This window comes from Streptomyces sp. NPDC028419, assembly GCF_055565515.1.
The window spans coordinates 37,955-59,905 of record NZ_JBVHUE010000043.1 but is presented as its reverse complement, the minus strand read 5'-3'; the positions used below and the strand labels follow the sequence as shown (position 1 = coordinate 59,905).

At 71.7% G+C, this 21,951-nt stretch carries 14 protein-coding genes; 10 read left to right on the top strand and 4 right to left on the bottom strand.

Annotated features, from left to right (window positions below; translation table 11 throughout):
* Positions 1-1,356 carry a hypothetical protein gene (locus tag ACZ4UB_RS34895; protein WP_468076575.1) on the bottom strand — a complete coding sequence of 452 codons (1,356 nt, stop codon included), beginning with the start codon at positions 1,354-1,356 and terminating at the stop codon, positions 1-3.
* A gap of 237 nt (positions 1,357-1,593) precedes the next feature.
* Between ACZ4UB_RS34895 and mtrA the strand changes: the two genes are divergently transcribed.
* From mtrA to ACZ4UB_RS34865, 6 genes are all read left to right on the top strand, one after another.
* Positions 1,594-2,283, top strand: coding sequence for a two-component system response regulator MtrA (gene mtrA, locus ACZ4UB_RS34890; protein WP_354383973.1), 690 nt, complete (start codon positions 1,594-1,596; stop codon positions 2,281-2,283).
* Between the two features lie 70 nt (positions 2,284-2,353).
* On the top strand, positions 2,354-4,285 hold the full coding sequence (gene mtrB, locus ACZ4UB_RS34885; protein ID WP_468076572.1) for an MtrAB system histidine kinase MtrB: 1,932 nt from the start codon (positions 2,354-2,356) through the stop codon (positions 4,283-4,285).
* A complete protein-coding gene (locus ACZ4UB_RS34880; RefSeq protein ID WP_468076570.1) occupies positions 4,275-6,134 on the top strand; it encodes an LpqB family beta-propeller domain-containing protein in 1,860 nt (619 codons plus the stop codon). The genes mtrB and ACZ4UB_RS34880 overlap by 11 nt, the downstream gene beginning before the upstream one ends.
* Positions 6,135-6,500: 366 nt before the next feature.
* Positions 6,501-7,091, top strand: coding sequence for a ComF family protein (locus ACZ4UB_RS34875; protein ID WP_468076568.1), 591 nt, complete (start codon positions 6,501-6,503; stop codon positions 7,089-7,091).
* Positions 7,092-7,413: 322 nt separating this feature from the next.
* On the top strand, positions 7,414-8,109 hold the full coding sequence (gene hpf, locus ACZ4UB_RS34870) for a ribosome hibernation-promoting factor, HPF/YfiA family (protein WP_468076566.1): 696 nt from the start codon (positions 7,414-7,416) through the stop codon (positions 8,107-8,109).
* 201 nt (positions 8,110-8,310) lie between these two features.
* Positions 8,311-9,036, top strand: coding sequence for a response regulator transcription factor (locus tag ACZ4UB_RS34865; protein ID WP_354383978.1), 726 nt, complete (start codon positions 8,311-8,313; stop codon positions 9,034-9,036).
* A 34-nt stretch (positions 9,037-9,070) separates the two neighbouring features.
* Here ACZ4UB_RS34865 and ACZ4UB_RS34860 read toward each other — a convergent pair whose 3' ends face one another.
* Together ACZ4UB_RS34860 and ACZ4UB_RS34855 are read right to left on the bottom strand one after the other, a co-directional pair.
* The gene (locus ACZ4UB_RS34860; protein ID WP_468076564.1) at positions 9,071-10,237 is read right to left on the bottom strand and encodes a winged helix-turn-helix domain-containing protein; all 1,167 of its coding nucleotides are present in this window, start codon (positions 10,235-10,237) and stop codon (positions 9,071-9,073) included.
* A gap of 235 nt (positions 10,238-10,472) precedes the next feature.
* Positions 10,473-11,054 carry a GNAT family N-acetyltransferase gene (locus ACZ4UB_RS34855; protein ID WP_468076562.1) on the bottom strand — a complete coding sequence of 194 codons (582 nt, stop codon included), beginning with the start codon at positions 11,052-11,054 and terminating at the stop codon, positions 10,473-10,475.
* 229 nt (positions 11,055-11,283) lie between these two features.
* On the opposite strand from ACZ4UB_RS34855, the gene secA reads away from it, so the two are divergent.
* The gene (secA, locus tag ACZ4UB_RS34850; protein ID WP_468076560.1) at positions 11,284-14,064 is read left to right on the top strand and encodes a preprotein translocase subunit SecA; all 2,781 of its coding nucleotides are present in this window, start codon (positions 11,284-11,286) and stop codon (positions 14,062-14,064) included.
* A 551-nt stretch (positions 14,065-14,615) separates the two neighbouring features.
* Here the strand turns inward: secA and ACZ4UB_RS34845 are convergent.
* Positions 14,616-15,017, bottom strand: coding sequence for an Rv3235 family protein (locus ACZ4UB_RS34845; RefSeq protein ID WP_468076558.1), 402 nt, complete (start codon positions 15,015-15,017; stop codon positions 14,616-14,618).
* A 300-nt stretch (positions 15,018-15,317) separates the two neighbouring features.
* Between ACZ4UB_RS34845 and ACZ4UB_RS34840 the strand changes: the two genes are divergently transcribed.
* From ACZ4UB_RS34840 to ACZ4UB_RS34830, 3 genes are all read left to right on the top strand, one after another.
* Positions 15,318-15,818: a DUF6912 family protein gene (locus tag ACZ4UB_RS34840; RefSeq protein WP_468076556.1), complete on the top strand. Its 501-nt coding sequence runs from the start codon at positions 15,318-15,320 to the stop codon at positions 15,816-15,818.
* The gene (locus ACZ4UB_RS34835; RefSeq protein WP_468076554.1) at positions 15,815-16,495 is read left to right on the top strand and encodes an HAD family hydrolase; all 681 of its coding nucleotides are present in this window, start codon (positions 15,815-15,817) and stop codon (positions 16,493-16,495) included. The genes ACZ4UB_RS34840 and ACZ4UB_RS34835 overlap by 4 nt, the downstream gene beginning before the upstream one ends.
* A gap of 380 nt (positions 16,496-16,875) precedes the next feature.
* Positions 16,876-21,840: an NAD-glutamate dehydrogenase gene (locus ACZ4UB_RS34830; RefSeq protein ID WP_468076552.1), complete on the top strand. Its 4,965-nt coding sequence runs from the start codon at positions 16,876-16,878 to the stop codon at positions 21,838-21,840.
* Positions 21,841-21,951: the final 111 nt, after the last annotated feature.

The following is a 21,951-nucleotide window of genomic DNA, read 5'->3' as shown; positions in this document are numbered from 1 at the left end:
TCAGCCTCCGGCGCCGGGGTGCGGGGTGCCGTTGGCGCCGTAGTTCTCGACGCCGGCCGCGCGGGCCAGTTCGAGGTCGAGGGCCTCGCGCCGGATGCGCTGGTCGATGTAGAGCAGGACGGTGACGCCGGACTGCATCGGCATGGTGATGGCCATGGCGATGACTCCGCCGATCGCCGAGATGAGCAGGTACGCCCAGCTGTCGGGGGTGTCACCGGCGATCATCGCGTCGAATCCGCCGCCGAAGGCGATGGCGAGGACGGAGAACGGCACGGCGATGATCATCGAGATGACGCCGACGATGAGGCCGGTCAGGATCGAGATCCCGAAGATCCGCCACCAGGCGCCCTGGACCAGCTTGGCCGAGCGGGCCAGCGACTTCATGACGGTCGCCTTCTCCAGCATCAGCGCGGGCGAGGCCAGGCTGAAGCGGATCCACAGCCAGGCCAGCAGCACGAGGCCGCCGAGCCCGCCGAGGACGGTGAGGGCGGCGCTGTCCGCGAGGATGCCCGGGAGCATCAGGACGAGGAGCAGGGCGGTGGAGGCGACGGTCATCAGGAGCGTCAGCCCGGCGAGGCGCAGCAGCTGGGGGCGCGCGTCGCCCCAGGCGCCGGCGACCGTGGAGGACTGACCGAGCACCGCCCGGCTGAAGATCATGGTGAGCAGGGCGGTGGCGAGGATCCCGCCGATGACCTGGATGAAGATGGTCACCGCCGAGATGGTGAGGCTGCCGCCCATGGCGTCGAGGACCTCGCCGGGTCCGGCGATGGTGCCCGGGTCGGCCGTGAGGCGGTCCAGCGCGTAGCGCTGGAAGACCACCGTGGCGAGCTGGACGATCACGGCGACGACGGCGGTGACGGACAGCACCGAGCGCCAGTGGGTGCGCATGGTGGTGACCGCGCCGTCGAGGATCTCGCCGAGGCCCAGGGGGCGCAGCGGGATCACGCCGGGCTTGGCCGCCGGGGGCTTGCCCCAGCCGCCGGGAGCGCCGGGGTAGCCGTACTGGCCGCCGCCGCCGTAGGGGGCGCCGTACTGGCCGCCCTGGCCGCCGTACGAGCCCCAGCCCGCGCCGGGCTGCGGCTGCTGCGGGGCGCCGTCGGCGGGCGCGGCGGGGCCGCCGGTGGCCGGGGGCGCGCCGGGGCTGGACCACTGGCCGGGCGGCGGCTGCTGGGCGGACCACTTGGAGTCCGCCGGGGGCTGCGCGGGCTGGCCGGGCTGGCCTGCCGGGGCCGGCTGCTGGGGTGAAGGTGGTGAGGATGGCGGCTGCGCCCCCGTACCGTTCGCATCGGGAGCGCCGTTGCGCTCGCCCTCGGACGGAGAGGGTCCGGGCGTAGCCCAGCCCGGAGAGTCGTTCATCGTCGCTCCTTCACGTGTACCGCGCTGCCAGTGGCGCTGGATCGCTGCCATCGTGTCACGTGGGAACTCCGGACGGACCGGCTCCCTCCCCCCGGATATCGGGGCGGTCCGCACCTTCAATTGTCGTCCGGATCCGAGGCAGACTGGACGACTGGATCACGACGCAGGTCAGAGGGGCGATTTCCAGCCCTTTTGGCTGTGGGACAGCTCACCGCCAGGTAACGATTAGCTAATGGGATGATGTCAACCATGAAGGGACGCGTCCTTGTCGTCGACGACGACACCGCGCTGGCCGAGATGCTCGGCATTGTGCTGCGTGGAGAAGGTTTTGAGCCGTCGTTCGTAGCGGACGGCGACAAGGCACTTGCTGCTTTCCGGGAGGCCAAGCCTGACCTGGTACTGCTGGACCTCATGCTGCCCGGACGGGACGGCATAGAGGTCTGTCGGCTGATCCGCGCCGAGTCCGGCGTGCCGATCGTGATGCTCACGGCGAAGAGCGACACGGTCGACGTGGTCGTGGGGCTGGAGTCCGGCGCCGACGACTACATGGTCAAGCCGTTCAAGCCCAAGGAGCTGGTGGCCCGCATCCGGGCCCGCCTGCGCCGCTCGGAGGAGCCCGCGCCCGAGCAGCTCACCATCGGTGACCTGGTCATCGACGTGGCCGGGCACTCCGTGAAGCGGGACGGCGGCTCCATCGCGCTGACCCCGCTCGAATTCGACCTGCTGGTCGCCCTCGCCCGCAAGCCCTGGCAGGTCTTCACCCGCGAGGTGCTGCTGGAGCAGGTCTGGGGCTACCGGCACGCGGCGGACACCCGCCTGGTCAACGTGCATGTTCAGCGACTGCGCTCCAAGGTCGAGAAGGACCCGGAGCGCCCGGAGATCGTGGTGACCGTACGTGGCGTCGGCTACAAGGCCGGACCGAGCTGACATGAAGCCCGGCAAGCCGCTCCGCGGCCCCCGTCGGGGGGCCCTGCGGGGCGGTCGGCAGCTCCGTCAGATGACTGACGGGGCGGCCGGCGGTCCCGTGCTGCGGCTGTTCGTACGGCTCGTACGCAGGCCGCTGCTCCCGGCTGTCCGCCTCTGGCGGCGCAACCTCCAGCTCAGGGTGGTCGCCGGCACCCTGCTCATGTCGCTGGCCGTGGTCCTCAGCCTCGGGTTCGTCGTGATCGCCCAGGTCAGCAAGGGGCTGCTCGACGCCAAGGAAGAGGCTGCCCAGAGCCAGGCGGCGGGTGGCTTCGCGGTCGCACAGGAGAAGGCCAACGCGCCCTCCACGACCGACGGGCCGGATCCCACCGCGGTCGACACCAAGGTCGGCCGGGACGCCAGCACCTGGATGAGTTCCCTGGTCAAGCAGCTGGCCAGTGGTGGCCAGACCGCCTTCGAGGTGGTCGCGCTCGGCGCCGGGACCGGTGAGCTGGGGCCCGGGGTCCGCGGAGCGCGCGCTTCCGGGGACGTGGACCCGACCGCCAGCGTCCCGCTCTCGCTGCGCAAGGCCGTCAACCACGCGACCGGCACCTTCCTGACCTTCTCCAGCATCCGCTACAGCACGCCGGGCACCGATTCCGAGGCGGCGCTGGTGATCGGCAAGCGGCTCACCGACATCAACGGCGAGCCCTACGACCTGTACTACCTCTTCCCGCTCACCCAGGAGCAGGAGTCCCTGAACCTGGTCAAGACCACCATCGCCACGGCCGGGCTGTTCGTGGTCGTACTGCTCGGCGCCATCGCGTGGTTCGTCGTGCGCCAGGTGGTCACGCCGGTCCGGATGGCGGCCGGGATCGCCGAGCGGCTCTCGGCGGGCCGGCTCCAGGAACGGATGAAGGTCACAGGCGAGGACGACATCGCCCGATTGGGCGAAGCCTTCAACAAGATGGCCCAGAACCTCTCGCACAAGATCCAGCAGCTGGAAGAGCTGTCCCGGATGCAGCGCCGCTTCGTCTCCGACGTCTCCCACGAGCTGCGCACCCCGCTGACCACCGTCCGGATGGCCGCCGACGTCATCCACGACGCCCGGGTCGACTTCGACCCGGTCACCGCGCGCGCCGCGGAACTGCTCGCGGGCCAGCTCGACCGCTTCGAGTCGCTCCTCGCCGACCTGCTGGAGATCAGCCGGTTCGACGCGGGCGCCGCCGCGCTGGAGGCGGAGCCGATCGACCTGCGCGACGTCGTCCGCCGGGTCATCGACGCCGCCGAGCCGTTGTCCGAGCGCAAGGGCAGCCGCGTGCGGGTGCTCGGGGACTCCCAGCCCGTCATCGCCGAGGCCGACGCCCGGCGGGTGGAGCGGGTGCTGCGCAACCTCGTCGTCAATGCCGTCGAGCACGGCGAGGGGCGCGACGTGGTGGTCCGGCTCGCCTCCGCGGGCGGGGCCGTGGCCGTGGCCGTACGGGACTACGGGGTGGGCCTCAAGCCGGGCGAGGCCACCCGGGTCTTCAACCGCTTCTGGCGCGCCGACCCGGCGCGCGCCCGCACCACCGGCGGGACCGGCCTCGGCCTGTCCATCGCGGTGGAGGACGCCCGACTGCACGGCGGATGGCTCCAGGCCTGGGGCGAACCGGGCGGCGGCTCCCAGTTCCGCCTCACGCTGCCGCGGACCGCGGACGAACCGCTGCGCGGCTCCCCGATCCCCCTGGAGCCGGAGGACTCGCGCGGGAACCGGGCGCGGGCCGCGGCCGAGGGACGGCTCGCCGGTGGTGCGGGCGCCGCGAAGCCGGCTCCGGCGGACCGGTCGCCGATCCCGCCGCGCTCGGCGGTCGCCGGGGCGATGCCCGTACCCGCGGACCCGACGGCGCTGCCGGGGTCCGGGGCCCGGGTGGTCTCCCGGAGCCCGGAGCCGGGCGGTAGCGCCGGGGCTGGTGGGGCTGGTGGGGTGGCCGGTACGGATGGTGGAGCTGTGGATCACGCGCAGGAGGACGTAACCGGTGGACGCTGAGCCCGATCCCACGACACCTCCCGCCCGCGGCGACCGGGGCGCGCGGCGGCTGACGGTCGCCCTCGGCAGCGCCCTGTGCGGCGTACTGCTGGCGTCGGGCTGCGCCTCCATGCCCGACCACGGCGAGATCACCGAGGTCCAGGCGTCCCAGGGCGTCGACTCACAGGTGCGGGTGTTCGGCGTGCCGCCCTCGGACAAGGCCACCCCGCCCGAGATCGTCGACGGCTTCCTCGAAGCGATGACCAGCGACGACCCGCAGCTGGAGACCGCCCGCAAGTACCTCACGGAGGACGCGGCGAAGAGCTGGAAGCCCAGCTCGGCCATCACCGTGCTCTCCGGTGGCATCACGCGCATCTCGGTCCAGGGCGCGAAGGATCCCGAGGGCCCCCGGTTCAAGGTCACCGGCAAGCGCCTCGCGACGGTCGACGAGCGCAGCGCGTACCAGCCGGACGCCGGTGGCGGGCGCTACGAGGAGTTCATCCAGCTCGTCCAGGACAAGAACAAGCAGTGGCGGATCGCCGCGCCGCCCGGGGGCCTGGTCCTCAGCGAGTCCGACTTCCAGCGGATCTTCCGGCCCGTCAACAAGTACTACTTCGCGGACGGGACGCTCGTCGCCGACCCGGTGTACGTGCGCCAGCGCACCGATCCGGACACGCGCATGGACCCGATGACCCAGACCGTACGGTCCCTGCTGGCCGGCCCCTCCAAGTGGCTCGGCCCGGTCGTCGCCTCCCACTTCCCCACCGGCACGGAGCTGCGCGAGGGCACCAAGTCCCTCTCCTACGACGGCCAGAACACGCTGCGGGTGCCGCTCAACGAGAAGGCGGACAACGTCGCGCACCCGCAGTGCCAGAAGATGGCGACCCAACTCTTCTACACCGTGCGGGACATGACGACCTCGCGGCTCGACCGGGTCGAACTGCTGCGCTCCGACGGCTCGTCGCTGTGCGCGGTGACCGAGGGTGCGGCGTCCACCATCGCCAACCGGGTGCCGTCGTCGCGCTTCCAGTACTACGTGGACAAGGACCGCCGACTGGTCCGGATGAGCCTGGCGGTCGAGAAGGAGGACCAGCAGGATCCGGCCGAACCGGTGCTGGGCCCGCTGTCCACCGCGGGGGTGGGTGCCGCGTTCCGGGTGGGCTCGGCGGCCGTCACCTACGACGAGCGGCGCGCCGCGGTCGTCTCCGAGGACGGGCACGCCCTGCACGTCGTCTCGCTGACCACGGCCGGACCGATGCCGGCGCCGTTGCTGACCAGCAAGGCGAACAAGCTGACCGCCCCGAGCTGGGACGCGCGCGGCGACCTGTGGATCGCGGACCAGGACCCGCAGAACTCGGGGCTGTACCGGGTGCCGGGCGGGGTCGGGACGCCCTCCCGGGTGGACGTCGCGGGGCTCGACAACGGGCAGATCAGCCAGCTGCGGGTGTCCTCCGACGGGGTCCGGATCGCGCTGCTGGTGACGAAGGACGGCCGCAAGACCCTGTACATCGGCCGGATCGAACGGCCCGAGGACAAGGCGGACGCGGCGACCGTCTCCGTGCGCGAACTGCGGCCGGCGGCGCCGCAGATGGCGAGCGTGACGGCGATGAGCTGGGCCCCGCGCGGGCGGTTGCTGGTCATCGGGCGCGAGAACGGCGGGGTGGTGCAGGCGCGCTACGTGCTGGCCGACGGGTCGATGGTCGCGGCGAGCCTGCCGGGGGCGACGGGGCTGACGGAGGTCGCGGCGTCGGAGGACGAGAAGAAGCCGGTGGTCGGGCGCTCCGAGGAGGACGGCATCGTGTGGCTGCCGCCGGGGGCGCAGTGGCGCACGGCGGCGGCCGGGGGGAAGGGGCCGGTGTATCCGGGCTGAGGGCTGGGTCCGGGTTGCGGGCGGGTCGGGGGCCGGTCGGGGGGCCGGGGTGGTGGTGCCGCGCCGGGGTGCGGTGTCTCCTCGGCTCGCGGGCTCGGGCGGTCGGAGTGTGTGGGCGGTGGTGACCGCTCGGCCTGCGGGGACACCGCACCCCGGCACGTCCCCACCACCCCTGCGGCGGGGGCCGCCGCGCGTTGTCCACAGGGGGTGCGGGGTGGGGTGGGGGTGCGGGATGGTGGCGGGATGGGGTGGTGGGGGGAGGTCGGGGGGCTTGTCCTGCCCGCGTGGTGTGCGGGGTGCGGGGTGGTGCGCGCGGTGGTGTGCGCGGGGTGTCGGGAAGGGCTGAGCGGGGGCGGGGCGGGGGTCGTGCGGCCGCGTCCGGGGCCGCCGGGGCTGCCCGTGGTGCACGCCGGCGCCGGGTACGCGGACGGCGTACGGGCGGTGCTGCTCGCGCACAAGGAGCGCGGGGCGCTCCAGCTGGCCGGGGTGCTCGGCGGGGCGCTGGCCGCGGCCGTCCGGTCGGGCGGTGGGGACGGGGACCGGGCGGGGCTGGTTCTGGTGCCGGTGCCCTCGTCCCGGTGGCAGGTGCGGGCGCGCGGGCACGATCCGGCGCGCAGGATCGCGCTGGCCGCCTCGGCCCGACTGCGCCGGGGCGGGATCCCGGCCCGCGTGGCGCCCGTACTGCGCCAGCGGCGACCGGTGGCGGACCAGGCGGGCCTGGGGGCCCGGCAGCGGCGGGAGAACCTGGCCGGGGCCCTGGAGGTACGGCCCGGCGGCGCGCGGCTGCTGGAGGGGGCACGGATCGTGCTCGTGGACGACCTGATCACCACCGGAGCCACCCTCGCGGAAGCGGCCCGCGCGCTGCGCGCGGTCGGCGGGTGTCCCGGGGCGCTGCGCGCGGCCGTGGTGGCCGCCCCGGTGGGCTCTTTCGACTCGAACAGAGCAAAAAATCGGTGAATAGATTTGGAACTGAGTGGGAAGGCGCATCGTTGCAGGTAGTACGAGGGAATGGCCACCTGAACGGAGGTACGTTCCGGTAGCGGGTGTCGACAACCGACGAAGAGGGATATGTTCGGTTGAAGAGGAACTCGCGCTTCGGAGCTTCTCCGCATCGGGCAGGCGTGCCCCTCGACTCCAACGTCGGTGGGGTGGTGATCTTGCCGATGGGGGAGGAGGAGGTGAAAGTCGCCAAGTCCGAGGCTCCGGTGAACATCGGGGCCTGGTGCAAAAGGGAGACGCTTCGCCGCTGAGGCGGAGCTATCCGGGAACGGAGTTCTGCGTGGACATCGTCGTCAAGGGCCGCAAGACCGAAGTGCCCGAGCGGTTCCGCAAGCACGTGGCCGAGAAGCTGAATCCGGAACGGATCCAGAGGCTCGACGCCAAGGTGATCAGCTTGGACGTCGAGGTGTCCAAGGAACACAACCCGCGTCAGGCCGACCGTTCCGACCGCGTGGAGATCACCCTTCGCTCGCGGGGCCCCGTGATCCGCGCCGAGGCGGCCGCCGCAGACCCCTATGCGGCGCTGGACCTGGCCCAGGACAAGCTCGAGGCCCGACTGCGCAAGCAGCACGACAAGCGCCACAACCGCCGCGGCAGCGGTCGACTCTCGGCGGCCGAGGTCGCCGACGTCGTACCGGGCGTCGCGCAGCTGAACGCGAACGGCGAGCCGGTCACCGAGGAGAAGGCGGACGCGATTCCGACCACTCGGATCGGACCGCTCGAAGTACAGGGCGAAGGCCCGCTGATCGTGCGCGAGAAGACGCACTCGGCGGCCCCCATGTCGCTCGACCAGGCTCTGTACGAAATGGAACTGGTCGGCCACGACTTCTATCTGTTCGTCGACTCCGAAACGAAGTTGCCCAGTGTTGTCTACCGACGTCACGCGTACGACTACGGCGTCATTCACGTGAACCCCGACGGTGCCTCCAGCACGGAGGAATCGCCTGGTGGAGCCGGTGGAGCGCTCGGCGGCTGACGGTCCTTCGATGTGCCCCCGGTGATGCTCGTTCGTCACCGGGGGCACCCGTATGCACCCGGGCAACCCCCGCCCACAGGCCCGGGCATGGAATCATGTCGGGCAGTCAGCCGGCGTCCGACTGCGCCGGGTTGACGTCGGGCGCTGCGTGCGGCAGCGCCACACATGGATTCGGGCCACGGCCTTGCAGGGGGAGGAACGATGGCGGACAGCTTCGGACCGGCACGCGCTGACGACGGTGCGGACTGCCGGACCGGCCCGGGCGGTGAACCGATCCGTGTGCTCGTGGTCGACGACCACGCCCTCTTCCGGCGCGGGCTGGAGATCGTCCTCGCGCAGGAGGAGGACATCCAGGTCGTCGGCGAGGCCGGGGACGGCGCGGAGGCGGTGGACAAGGCCGCGGACCTCTTGCCGGACATCGTGCTGATGGACGTGCGGATGCCCCGGCGCGGCGGCATCGAGGCGTGCACCTCGATCAAGGAGGTCGCCCCCTCCACGAAGATCATCATGCTGACGATCAGCGACGAGGAGGCCGACCTCTACGACGCGATCAAGGCCGGGGCGACCGGCTACCTGCTCAAGGAGATCTCCACGGACGAGGTCGCCACCGCGATCCGCGCCGTGGCCGACGGGCAGTCGCAGATCAGCCCCTCCATGGCGTCGAAGCTGCTGACCGAGTTCAAGTCGATGATCCAGCGCACCGACGAGCGGCGGCTGGTGCCCGCGCCGCGGCTGACGGACCGCGAGCTGGAGGTGCTCAAGCTGGTGGCGACCGGGATGAACAACCGGGACATCGCCAAGGAGTTGTTCATCTCCGAGAACACCGTGAAGAACCACGTCCGCAACATCCTGGAGAAGCTCCAGCTGCACTCGCGGATGGAAGCCGTGGTCTACGCGATGCGCGAGAAGATCCTCGAAATCCGCTGACCCGCCGCGCGGCCGCCCGCGGCCGCGCCCGTGGTCACAGCGCGGCCAGCTCCGCCGTGACGGCCGCGGCCTGCGCCGGGGTCTGCGCCCGCTCCACCCGGACCTCGTCGCAGCCCACCCAGGACGCCGCCTCGCGCAGCGCCTCGGCCATCGGGCGGGCCGCGGCGGGGGTGGTCAGGGAGAGCTGGCGGGCCACCAGGGTCCTGCCCTCGCGGCCCGGGTCCACCCGGCCCTGGAGCAGGCCGCCGGCCAGCAGCGGCATGGCGAAGTACCCGTGGATCCGCCGCGGCTTGGGCACGTAGGCCTCCAGCCGGTGGGTGAAGCCGAAGATCCGCTCCGTCCGGGGGCGCTCCCAGATCAGCGAGTCGAAGGGCGAGAGCAGCGTCGTACGGTGGCGCCCGCGGGGGGTGGTGGCCAGGGCGGCCGGGTCGGCCCAGGCCGGCTTGTCCCAGCCCTCGACCTCGACCGGGACCAGGCCGCAGTCCGCGACCACCGCGTCGAACTGGTCGTTCTTGAGGCGGTGGTAGTCGGCGATGTCGCTGCGCGTGCCCACGCCCAGGGACCGCCCCGCGAGCGCGACCAGGCGGCGCAGGCACTCGGTGTCGTCCAGGTCGTCGTGCAGCAGGGCGTCCGGGACCGCCCGCTCGGGCAGGTCGTAGACCCGCTTCCAGCCGCGGCGCTCGGTGCAGACCACCTCACCGATGTCGAGCAGCCACTCCACCGCGATCTTGCTCTCGGACCATTCGAACCACTCGCCGCCGTTCTTCGCGCCGCCCAACTCGGTGGAGGTGAGCGGGCCGTCGGCGCGCAGCCGGTCCAGGACCGCCTTCGTCGAACGCTCCTTCTCCGCCAGGACGTGCCAGCGGTGGCCCCGGGCCCGGCGCGCCCGGCGGCGGAAGGCGAAGTGCGGCCACTCCTCGATCGGCAGGATGCAGGCCGCGTGGGACCAGTACTCGAAGGCGTGGTTGCCCGACCAGTACGCGGCCTCCACCGCGGAGCGGTCCACCGCGCCCAGGCGCGCGTACGGGATCAGCTCGTGCGAGCGGGCCAGCACCGAGATGGTGTCCAGCTGTACGGCGCCCAGGTGCCGCAGGACGCCGCGCACCCCGCCCCGGCGGTCGGGGGCGCCGAGGAACCCCTGCGCGCGCAGGGCGATCCGGCGGGCCTCGGCGGCGGACAGGGACACGGTGGCGGAGGTCATGCTCCGCAGCCTAGGTCCTGTCGTCAAAGTGCCGTCGTCGCCCGAAGGGCGGCCCCGCGGCGTCTGGTGCGTGCTCTCGCCGTGCCGGGCGGAAGCCCGCGTACTGGACGTACTTGGCTTTCGCCCGGTGCGGCGAGAGTGCGTGCCAGGCGTCGCGAGGCAGACGGCACTTTGACGACAGGGCCTAGGGGCCACTACTGACAGGGCGGTCCGGTCGGCCGCTCGCGGGCCACGGTCAGGCGTCGCGCTCGGGGTCGGGGAGGTACGGCAGGCGCGAGGGGAGGCCCAGGTCGCTGGGGAGGAGGGCGCCGATCCAGCAGTCCCGCAGGGTCTCGCGGTGCTCCATGCCCGCGCGCTGCACGCCCTCGATCACGAAGCCGCACTTCTCGGCGACGGCGCGGGAGGCGGCGTTGGCGATCCCGGCGCGCCAGATCAGGCGCACGCAGCCCGCCTCGGTGAAGGCCCAGCGGGCGACGGCGGTGACGGCCTCGGTCATGTAGCCGAGGCCGCGGTGCTCGGCCACCGACCAGTAGCCGATCTCGTGCGCGAAGGCGCCCCGGGCGTGGACGCCCAGGGTGGCGACGAGCGGGCCGTCCGCGCCGAGCCGGACGGCGAAGTTGTACTCGGTGTCCTCGCGCCAGCCGCGCGGCACGCTCTCCGTCACGAAGGTCTCGGCGTCCTTGACCTCGTAGGGCACGGGCACCGGTATCCACCGCTGGATGGCGGGATCCTGGCAGGCGGCGTGCACCTCCGCGACGTCGGCGGGCAGGTGCGGGCGCAGTACGAGGCGCTCGGTGATCAAGGTGCTCGGTTCCATCCGGTGATTCTGTGCGGTGCGGGGTGACGCGGGCGAACAGTTTTCACCCCACACCGGCACCTTCCGTGCCCCCCGTCCGTTGTCCTTGCGGGTGCCAGCCGCCCTGCGGATACGGCGGACCTCCCGGCGTGACCACGTCCTCGCTTACGATGGCCGTTGCGGTGGGGTCCACCTGCCGTGCCCGTGTACGAACAGTGCCCAGGCCCGACCGGCAAGGAGACAAACCTCGGTGTCCGTCTTCAACAAGCTCATGCGTGCAGGCGAAGGCAAGATCCTGCGCAAACTGCACCGCATCGCGGACCAGGTCAACTCCATCGAAGAGGACTTCGTCAACCTCTCCGACGCCGAGTTGCGGGCGCTCACGGATGAGTACAAGCAGCGCTTCCAGGACGGCGAGAGCCTGGACGACCTGCTGCCCGAGGCCTTCGCGACGGTGCGCGAGGCCGCCAAGCGCGTCCTCGGCCAGCGGCACTACGACGTCCAGATCATGGGCGGTGCCGCACTCCACCTCGGCTACGTGGCCGAGATGAAGACCGGTGAGGGCAAGACCCTCGTCGGCACCCTGCCCGCGTACCTGAACGCGATGTCCGGCAAGGGCGTCCACCTGATCACGGTGAACGACTACCTGGCCGAGCGCGACTCCGAGATGATGGGCCGGGTCCACAAGTTCCTCGGCCTGGAGGTCGGCTGCATCCTGGCGAACATGTCGCCCGCGCAGCGCCGCGAACAGTACAGCGCGGACATCACCTACGGCACGAACAACGAGTTCGGCTTCGACTACCTGCGCGACAACATGGCGTGGTCGAAGGACGAGCTGGTCCAGCGCGGCCACAACTTCGCCGTGGTCGACGAGGTCGACTCGATCCTGGTCGACGAGGCCCGTACGCCGCTGATCATCTCCGGCCCGGCCGACCAGGCCACCAAGTGGTACGGCGACTTCGCGAAGCTGGTGACCCGCCTGAAGAAGGGCGAGCCCGGCCAGCCGCTGAAGGGCATCGAGGAGACCGGCGACTACGAGGTCGACGAGAAGAAGCGCACGGTCGCCATCCACGAGGCCGGCGTCGCCAAGGTCGAGGACTGGCTCGGCATCGACAACCTCTACGAGTCGGTGAACACCCCGCTCGTCGGGTACCTGAACAACGCCCTGAAGGCCAAGGAGCTGTTCAAGAACGACAAGGACTACGTCGTCATCGACGGCGAAGTCATGATCGTCGACGAGCACACCGGCCGCATCCTCGCGGGTCGCCGCTACAACGAGGGCATGCACCAGGCGATCGAGGCGAAGGAAGGGGTGGACATCAAGGACGAGAACCAGACCCTCGCCACGATCACCCTGCAGAACTTCTTCCGCCTGTACTCGAAGCTCTCGGGCATGACCGGTACGGCCATGACCGAGGCCGCCGAGTTCCACCAGATCTACAAGCTCGGCGTCGTCCCGATCCCGACCAACCGGGACATGGTCCGCAAGGACCAGGCCGACCTGATCTACCGCACCGAGGTCGCCAAGTTCGCCGCCGTCGTCGACGACATCGCGGAGAAGCACGAGAAGGGCCAGCCGATCCTGGTCGGCACCACCTCGGTCGAGAAGTCCGAGTACCTCTCGCAGCAGCTCTCCAAGCGCGGCATCCCGCACGAGGTGCTGAACGCGAAGCAGCACGAGCGCGAGGCCTCGATCGTCGCCCAGGCCGGCCGCCGCGGCGCCGTCACGGTCGCCACGAACATGGCCGGCCGCGGTACCGACATCAAGCTCGGCGGCAACCCGGACGACCTCGCCGAGGCCGAGCTGCGCCAGCGGGGCCTGGACCCGGAGGAGCACATCGAGGAGTGGGCGCACGCCCTGCCCTCGGCGCTCACCAAGGCGGAGGCGGCCGTCAAGGCCGAGTTCGAAGAGGTCAAGGAGCTCGGCGGGCTCTACGTCCTGGGCACCGAGCGGCACGAGTCGCGCCGCATCGACAACCAGCTGCGCGGCCGCTCCGGCCGTCAGGGCGACCCGGGCGAGTCCCGCTTCTACCTGTCGCTGGGCGATGACCTGATGCGCCTGTTCAAGGCGCAGATGGTCGAGCGCGTCATGGCCATGGCGAACGTGCCGGACGACGTGCCGATCGAGAACAAGATGGTGACCCGGGCGATCGCGTCCGCGCAGTCGCAGGTCGAGACCCAGAACTTCGAGACGCGCAAGAACGTCCTGAAGTACGACGAGGTCCTCAACAACCAGCGCGAGGTCATCTACCGCGAGCGCCGCCGCGTCCTGGAGGGCGAGGACCTCCAGGAGCAGGTCCGTCACATGATGGACGACACCATCGACGCCTACATCACGGCCGAGACGGTCGAGGGCTTCGCGGAGGAGTGGGACCTGGAGCGCCTGTGGGGCGCCTTCAAGCAGCTCTACCCGATCAAGGTGACGGTCGAGGAGCTGGAAGAGGCGGCGGGCGACCGGGCCGGGATCACGGCCGAGTTCATCGCGGAGTCCGTCAAGGACGACATCCACGAGCAGTACGAGGCGCGCGAGGCGCAGCTCGGCTCCGACGTCATGCGTGAGCTGGAGCGGCGCGTGGTGCTGTCGGTGCTGGACCGCAAGTGGCGCGAGCACCTGTACGAGATGGACTACCTGCAGGAGGGCATCGGCCTGCGGGCGATGGCCCAGAAGGACCCGCTGGTCGAGTACCAGCGCGAGGGCTTCGACATGTTCAACGCCATGCAGGACGGCATCAAGGAGGAGTCCGTCGGCTACCTGTTCAACCTGGAGGTCCAGGTCGAGCAGCAGGTCGAGGAGGTTCCGGTGCAGGACGCGGGTCCGTCGCTGGCGAAGCCGGAGATCCGGGCCAAGGGGCTGGACGCGCCGCAGCGGCCCGACCGGCTGCACTTCTCCGCTCCCACGGTGGACGGGGAGGGTGGCGTGGTCGAGGGTGACTTCGACTCCGACGGGGCCGAGGGTTCCGGCGACGGGATGACTCGGGCGGAGCGCCGCAAGGCGCAGAAGGCCTCTGGCGGCCGGCGCCGCAAGAAGTGACCCCGCTTCCCGTGTGACCCACGGGGCCCCGACCGGGGCCGGACACCGCGTACGGCGGCCGTCCGGCCCCGGCGGCGTTTGAGGCGGGGCCTGTTCCCTGGTCCCGGGTCCCCTCCGGCCTCGGGGCCGAATTCAGCCACGCCGGCGTTTGAGGCGCGGCCTGTTCCCTGGTCTTGGGTCCCCTCAGGCCTCGTTCCGGGGGCCAAGTTCAGCCTCGCCGGCGTTTGAGGCGCGGGTCCGGGCGGAGCCCGGTCGGTTCGGGGCGGGGCCCGGTGGAGCTGTGCGGGCCCGGTGGGGGCCCTGGTGCCTCCGGCGGCGCCTCAAACGCCGGCGGGGCTGGATAGGGTGGGGGTGGGGCCCCCGGGGCCTCTGAGGGCCTCTGGGGGCGTCTCGGGCGCCGGTGGGGCTGGTTGGAGCCCGGTGGGGCCTCGGGTGCCTCCGGCGGCGCCTCAAACGCCGGCGGGGCTGGAAGTGGTGGAGGTGGGCCCCCGGGGCCTCTGAGGGCCTCTGGGGGCGTCTTGGGCGCCGGTGGGGGCTGAGGGGTGGGGGTTTTAGGGGCGGGGGCCGGTGATTTCTACTGCGGCGCAGCGCCAGCGGAGGTCGGGGCCCTGTTCCAGGCGGAAGGCCATGGCCGTGACGCGGTCGCCGGTGGAGATACGGGCGAAGGCTTCGATCACGCCCGGGCCGGGGTGGAAGCGGCCGCACTGGCGCAGGACCGGCCGCAGCTGGTCCCGGAAGGGGACCGCCGGGGCGGTCAGGGTGACCAGCTGTTCGTACGCCGGGCCGACGGTGTGCCCGAGCAGGGAGTGGACCGGCCGTTGGCCGCTGAGGACGGCCAGGAGCCGCTCCGCGAACCAGTGGTGGGGACCGGGCCGCGCCCCGCGGGGAGGGCTCGGCGGGCGGCGCTGGTCGTGGCGTCCCGCAGGCCGGGTGGTGCTCCGCGTGCTGGTCATGGCGCGTCCCCGAAGAGGCCGGGCCCGGCGGTACCGGGCGGTAACTTGTCGGTGACCTTCTACGGCCGCCCGCCGGGCCCCGCAACGGCCCGCCGCCCCGGCCCCCGCGGCGGCCGCGGTTCGCCTATCAGGGGCGCCCCGCCGCCGCCCGGTCCCGCGGGACGCGCGGGCGCCCGTACCGCCGTGGACGCGGGGGCCGGCGCGGGCGGCAGCTCGATGGGGGACCGGGGGCTGCCCCGGACGGCGGGGGAGCGGCGGTCGTATCCTGAGGACGTTCCCGACTACCGAAAGCAGCCGGCCATGCGCGTGTACGTCCCCCTGACCCTCCTCGGGCTCGCCGAGGCGCACAAGGCGGGCGAGCTGGGCCCCGCCCCGCTGCGTGCGTACGCCGTCACGCCCGGCCTGCGCGAGTGGTACGTCTCGGACGACATCGAGGAGCTGGAGTACGCCGCCCTGAACCGGGCCGCGCTCGCCTCGCTGCGCCTGATCGCCGAGGACCCGGCCGCCCCCCGCAAGCGGGTCGTCGTCGCCCTCGACGTCGACGACAAGGCCGCCACCGCGATCCCCGGCGTGGACGAGGCGACCCTCGGTCAGGTGGCCCTGGCCGCCGCGGTGCGCCTGAAACTGGCGGCCGCCGTGCACGTGGACGCCGAGGACGCCGAGGACGACGTGCGCGCCGCCGCGGCCGCCGTCGGCGCCGCCGACGCCGGTGACGGCGACGCGCAGTTCACGGTGGACGGCGCCGAGGACCACGACCTGCTGTGGTTCGGGGTGCAGGAGATCCCGGGTCTGCTCACATGACGGACGTGACCGCGAGCGCGGGCGCCCACCTGGTGTGGGACTGGAACGGGACCCTGCTGCACGACATCGACGCCGTGATGGCGGCGACGAACGCCTCCTTCGCCGAGCTGGGCTTCGCGCCGATCACCCTGGAGCGCTACCGCGAGCTGTACGTCGTCCCCGTGCCGAAGTTCTACGAGCGGCTGATGGGGCGCCTGCCCACGGACGACGAGTGGCTGCTCATGGACGACACCTTCCACCGGCACTACTGGGCCGTGGCCGAGGACGCGGGGCTGGCCGAGGGCGCGCGCGAGCTGCTGGACGGCTGGCGGACGGCCGGGCTCACCCAGTCCCTGCTGTCCCTCGCGCCCCACGACAAGCTGGTGCCGCTGGTGCGGCGGCACGGGATCCACGACCACTTCCTGCGCGTCGACGGGCGCGTCGGGCCCTCGCACACCTCGAAGGCGGGCCACCTCGTACGCCATATGGCCGCCATGGCGGGGACGGGCGTGAGCGCCACCCGTACGGTCCTCATCGGGGACGCCGTCGACGACGCCCTGGCCGCCGCCCACGTGGGCGCGCGGGCCGTGCTCTACACCGGCGGTTCGCACAGTCGCCGCAGTCTGGAATCAGCCGGAGTCCCGGTCGTGGACACCCTGGCGGACGCGGTCCGGACAGCTCGCGAATTGGCCGGATAACGGCGTTTAAATCCCCTGGAGCGGCCCCCCGCACGCGCGGGGGGCCCGCGTCGCTGTCCAGAGTGTCAAAGTTCCACCCCCGGATTTGTACACATACAGCTCATGACGGGTCGGGGGTGGGGCGAGATAGCCTTGTCCCGTGATCAGCGCGATAGTCCTCGGGGGCACTGAAGCCCCCGACCAGCGCCCGGCGCACCACCGTGCCCGGGCCATCGCTGATCCCCGCCTCCGGGGCCCCTGGCCGAGAATGGTCCATTCCGCCCCGGTCGGCTCATACGACGGCATAGCGTCGATTCCGAACGGACATCCCGCCTCGCGGCGCTATGTCATTCCTTCCTTCACCTACGTCACGCAATGGCGCGCGACAGGAGTCAGAGGACATGCAGACCAAGCTGGACGAAGCAAAGGCCGAGCTGCTCGCACGGGCGGCCCGGGTAGCTGAGAACAGCCCGGCCGGGGGGCTACTTCCGACTGGGTCCGAGCAAGGGGGGCGTCCTGATCTGGACACGACGCTCTCCTACCTCCAGCGCTACTACCTGCACACCGCACCCGAGGACCTCACCGACCGCGACCCGGTCGACGTCTTCGGCGCCGCGCTCTCCCACTACCGGCTCGCCGAGAACCGGCCGCAGGGCACGGCCCGCGTGCGCGTCCACACCCCCACGGTCGAGGAGAACGGCTGGACCTCCAGCCACTCGGTCGTCGAGGTGGTCACCGACGACATGCCCTTCCTCGTCGACAGCGTCACCAACGAACTGTCCCGCCAGGGCCGCGGCATCCACGTCGTGATCCACCCGCAGGTCGTCGTCCGCCGTGACGTCACCGGCAAGCTGATCGAGATCCTCGGTCCCGACTGCGACGCGCACGGCCCCGCCACCGCGCGCCCCCACGACTCCCTCGTCGAGTCCTGGATCCACGTCGAGATCGACCGCGAGACCGACCGCGACGACCTCACCCAGATCACCGCCGACCTGCTCCGCGTCCTGTCCGACGTCCGCGAGGCCGTCGAGGACTGGGAGAAGATGCGGGACGCCGCCCGCCGCATCGCCGAGGAGCTCCCCGCCGAGCACACCGCGAGCGACCTGCGCGAACACGAACTGGACGAGGCCCGCGAGCTGCTGCGCTGGCTGGCCGGGGACAACTTCACCTTCCTCGGGTACCGCGAGTACAACCTGGTCGACGGGGACGCGCTGGCCGCCGTGCCCGGCACGGGCCTGGGCATCCTGCGCTCCGACCCGCACCACAGCGGCAAGGACGACGGCCACCCGGTCTCGCCGTCCTTCAACCGGCTGCCCGCCGACGCCCGCGCCAAGGCGCGCGAGCACAAGCTGCTGGTGCTGACCAAGGCCAACAGCCGCTCCACCGTGCACCGCCCCTCCTACCTGGACTACGTCGGCGTCAAGAAGTTCGACGCCGAGGGCAACGTCATCGGTGAGCGCCGCTTCCTCGGCCTGTTCTCCTCGGCCGCCTACACCGAGTCCGTGCGCCGCGTCCCGGTGATCCGCCGCAAGGTCGTCGAGGTCCTCGAAGGCGCCGGTTTCGCACCGAGCAGCCACGACGGCCGCGACCTGCTCCAGATCCTGGAGACCTACCCGCGCGACGAGCTGTTCCAGACCCCGGTCGACCAGCTCCGCGCCATCGCCACCTCCGTCCTGTACCTCCAGGAACGCCGCCGGCTGCGGCTGTACCTGCGCCAGGACGAGTACGGGCGCTACTACTCGGCCCTGGTCTACCTGCCCCGCGACCGCTACACCACGGGCGTCCGGCTGCGGCTGATCGACATCCTCAAGGAGGAGCTCGGCGGCACCAGCGTCGACTTCACCGCCTGGAACACCGAGTCGATCCTCTCCCGCATCCACTTCGTCATCCGCGTCCCGCAGGGCACCGAGCTGCCCGCCCTCACCGACGCCGACGCCGAGCGCATCGAGGCCCGCCTGGTCGAGGCCGCCCGCTCCTGGGCCGACGGCTTCGCCGAGGCCCTGACCGCCGAATGCGGTGAGGAGCGCGCGGCCGAACTGCTGCGCCGCTACGGCGGTTCCTTCCCCGAGGGCTACAAGGCCGACCACTCGCCGCGTGCCGCGGTCGCCGACCTGGTCCGGCTGGAGCGCCTGACCGCCAGCGCCAGCGACTTCGACCTCTCGCTCTACGAGCCGGTCGGCGCGGGCCCCGGCGAGCGCCGCTTCAAGATCTACCGCCAGGGCGAGCAGGTCTCCCTGTCCGCCGTGCTCCCGGTCCTGCAGCGCCTCGGCGTCGAGGTCACCGACGAGCGGCCGTACGAGCTGCGCTGCGCCGACCGCACGCACGCCTGGGTCTACGACTTCGGCCTGCGCCTGCCCGCGTCCTCGGGCACCGCCGAGCACATCGGCGGCGACGCCCGCGAGCGCTTCCAGAACGCCTTCGCCGCGGTCTGGCAGGGAGACGCGGAGAACGACAACTTCAACACCCTGGTGCTGAGCGCCGGGCTCACCTGGCGCCAGGCCGTCGTGCTGCGCGCGTACGCGAAGTACATGCGCCAGGCCGGTTCCACCTTCAGCCAGGACTACATGGAGGACACCCTCCGCAACAACGTCCACACCACCCGGCTGCTGGTCTCGCTCTTCGAGGCGCGGATGTCGCCCAGCCGCCAGGCCGCGGGCACCGAGCTGATCGACGCGATGCTGGAGGAGCTGGAAGGCGCCCTGGACCAGGTCGCCTCGCTGGACGAGGACCGCATCCTGCGGGCGTTCCTGACGCTCATCAAGGCCACCCTGCGGACGAACTTCTTCCAGGTCACCAAGACCGGCGAGCCGCACTCCTACGTGTCGGTCAAGTTCGACCCGCAGGCCATCCCGGACCTCCCCGCGCCCCGCCCGGCGTACGAGATCTGGGTCTACTCGCCCCGCGTCGAGGGCGTCCACCTGCGCTTCGGCAAGGTCGCGCGAGGCGGCCTGCGCTGGTCCGACCGGCGCGAGGACTTCCGTACGGAGATCCTCGGCCTGGTCAAGGCGCAGATGGTGAAGAACACCGTCATCGTGCCGGTCGGCGCCAAGGGCGGCTTCGTCGCCAAGAACCTGCCCGACCCGTCGGTGGACCGCGACGCGTGGCTCGCCGAGGGCATCGCCTCGTACAAGATCTTCATCTCGGCGCTGCTCGACATCACCGACAACCTCGTCGGCGGCGAGGTCGTGCCCCCCAAGGACGTGGTCCGCCACGACGAGGACGACACCTACCTCGTCGTCGCCGCCGACAAGGGCACCGCGACCTTCTCCGACATCGCCAACGCCGTCGCCGAGTCCTACGGCTTCTGGCTCGGCGACGCCTTCGCCTCGGGCGGCTCCGCCGGCTACGACCACAAGGGCATGGGCATCACCGCCCGCGGCGCGTGGGAGTCCGTCAAGCGGCACTTCCGCGAGCTGGGCCACGACACCCAGACCGAGGACTTCACCACCGTCGGCGTCGGCGACATGTCCGGCGACGTCTTCGGCAACGGCATGCTGCTCTCCGAGCACATCCGCCTGGTGGCCGCCTTCGACCACCGGCACATCTTCATCGACCCGAACCCGGACGCGGCCACCTCGTACGCCGAGCGCCGCCGCCTGTTCGACCTGCCGCGCTCCTCCTGGGCCGACTACGACACCTCGCTGCTCTCCGCGGGCGGTGGCATCCACCCCCGCACGGCGAAGGCCATCGCGGTCACCCCGCAGATGCGCGCGGCCCTCGGCATCGAGGCCGGGATCGCCAAGATGACCCCGGCCGAGCTGATGCAGGCGGTCCTCAAGGCCCCGGTCGACCTGCTGTGGAACGGCGGCATCGGTACGTACGTCAAGGCGACGGCCGAGACGCACGCCCACGTCGGCGACAAGGCGAACGACGCCATCCGCGTCGACGGCCAGGACGTGCGCGCCCGGGTCATCGGCGAGGGCGGCAACCTCGGCCTGACCCAGCTGGGCCGGATCGAGTTCGCCCGCCTCGGCGCGGGCGGCGAGGGCGGCAAGATCAACACCGACGCCATCGACAACAGCGCCGGCGTGGACACCTCCGACCACGAGGTGAACATCAAGATCCTGCTGAACGCGGTCGTCTCCGACGGGGACATGACCGTCAAGCAGCGCAACACGCTCCTCGCCACGATGACCGACGAGGTCGGCCACCTGGTGCTGCGCAACAACTACGCGCAGAACGTGGCGCTCGCCAACGGCGCCGCCCAGGCGCCCAGCCTGCTCCACGCCCAGCAGCGCTTCATGCGCCGCCTGGGCCGCGACGGACTGCTCGACCGCAAGCTGGAGTTCCTGCCCGACGACCGGCAGATCCGCGAGCTGCTCAACAGCGGCAAGGGCCTGACCCAGCCGGAGCTGGCCGTCCTGTTCGCCTACACCAAGATCACGGTGGCGGACGAGCTGATCGGCACCGGGCTGCCGGACGACCCCTACCTGAACCGCCTGCTGCACGAGTACTTCCCGGGCGCCCTGCGCGAGAAGTTCCCCGAGCAGATCGAGGCGCACGCGCTGCGCCGCGAGATCATCACGACGATCCTGGTCAACGACACCGTCAACAGCGGTGGCTCGACCTTCCTGCACCGCCTGCGCGAGGAGACCGGAGCCTCCCTGGAGGAGATCGTCCGGGCGCAGCTCTCGGCCCGCGAGATCTTCGGCCTGGCCGAGGTGTGGGACGCGGTCGAGGCGCTGGACAACAAGGTCGCGGCCGACGTGCAGACCCGGATCCGGCTGCACTCGCGCCGGCTCGTCGAGCGCGGCACCCGCTGGCTGCTCAACAACCGGCCGCAGCCGCTCCAGATCTCCGAGACCATCGCCTTCTTCTCGGAGCGGGTCACCCAGGTCTGGTCCGAGCTGCCCAAGCTGGTGCGCGGCGCCGACCTGGAGTGGTACACCTCGATCGTGGACGAGCTGACCGAGGCGGGCGTCCCGGCGGAACTGGCGGCCAAGGTCGCCGGCTTCTCCTCCGCCTTCCCGACGCTCGACGTCGTCGCGATCGCGGACCGCACCGGCGTCGACCCGCTGGGCGTGGCCGAGGTCTACTACGACCTCGCCGACCGCCTGGACATCACCCAGCTGATGGACCGGATCATCGAACTGCCGCGGTCCGACCGCTGGCAGTCCATGGCCCGCGCCTCCATCCGCGAGGACCTGTTCGCCGCGCACGCGGCGATGACCGCCGACGTGCTGGCGGTCGGCAACGGTTCCTCCACTCCCGAGGAGCGCTTCTCGGCGTGGGAGGAGAAGAACGCGGCGATCATCGGGCGCGCCCGGACGACCCTGGACGAGATCAAGGGCTCGGACGACTTCGACCTGGCGAACCTGTCGGTGGCGATGCGGACGATGCGCTCGCTCCTGCGGACGCACAGCTGAGCGGAGCACGCCCAGGAGTACGGGGAGGGGGGGGGGGGGGGGGGGGGGGGGGGGGGGGGGGGGGGGGGGTGGGGGGGGGGGGGGGGGGGGGGGGGGTGGGGTTTGGGATCC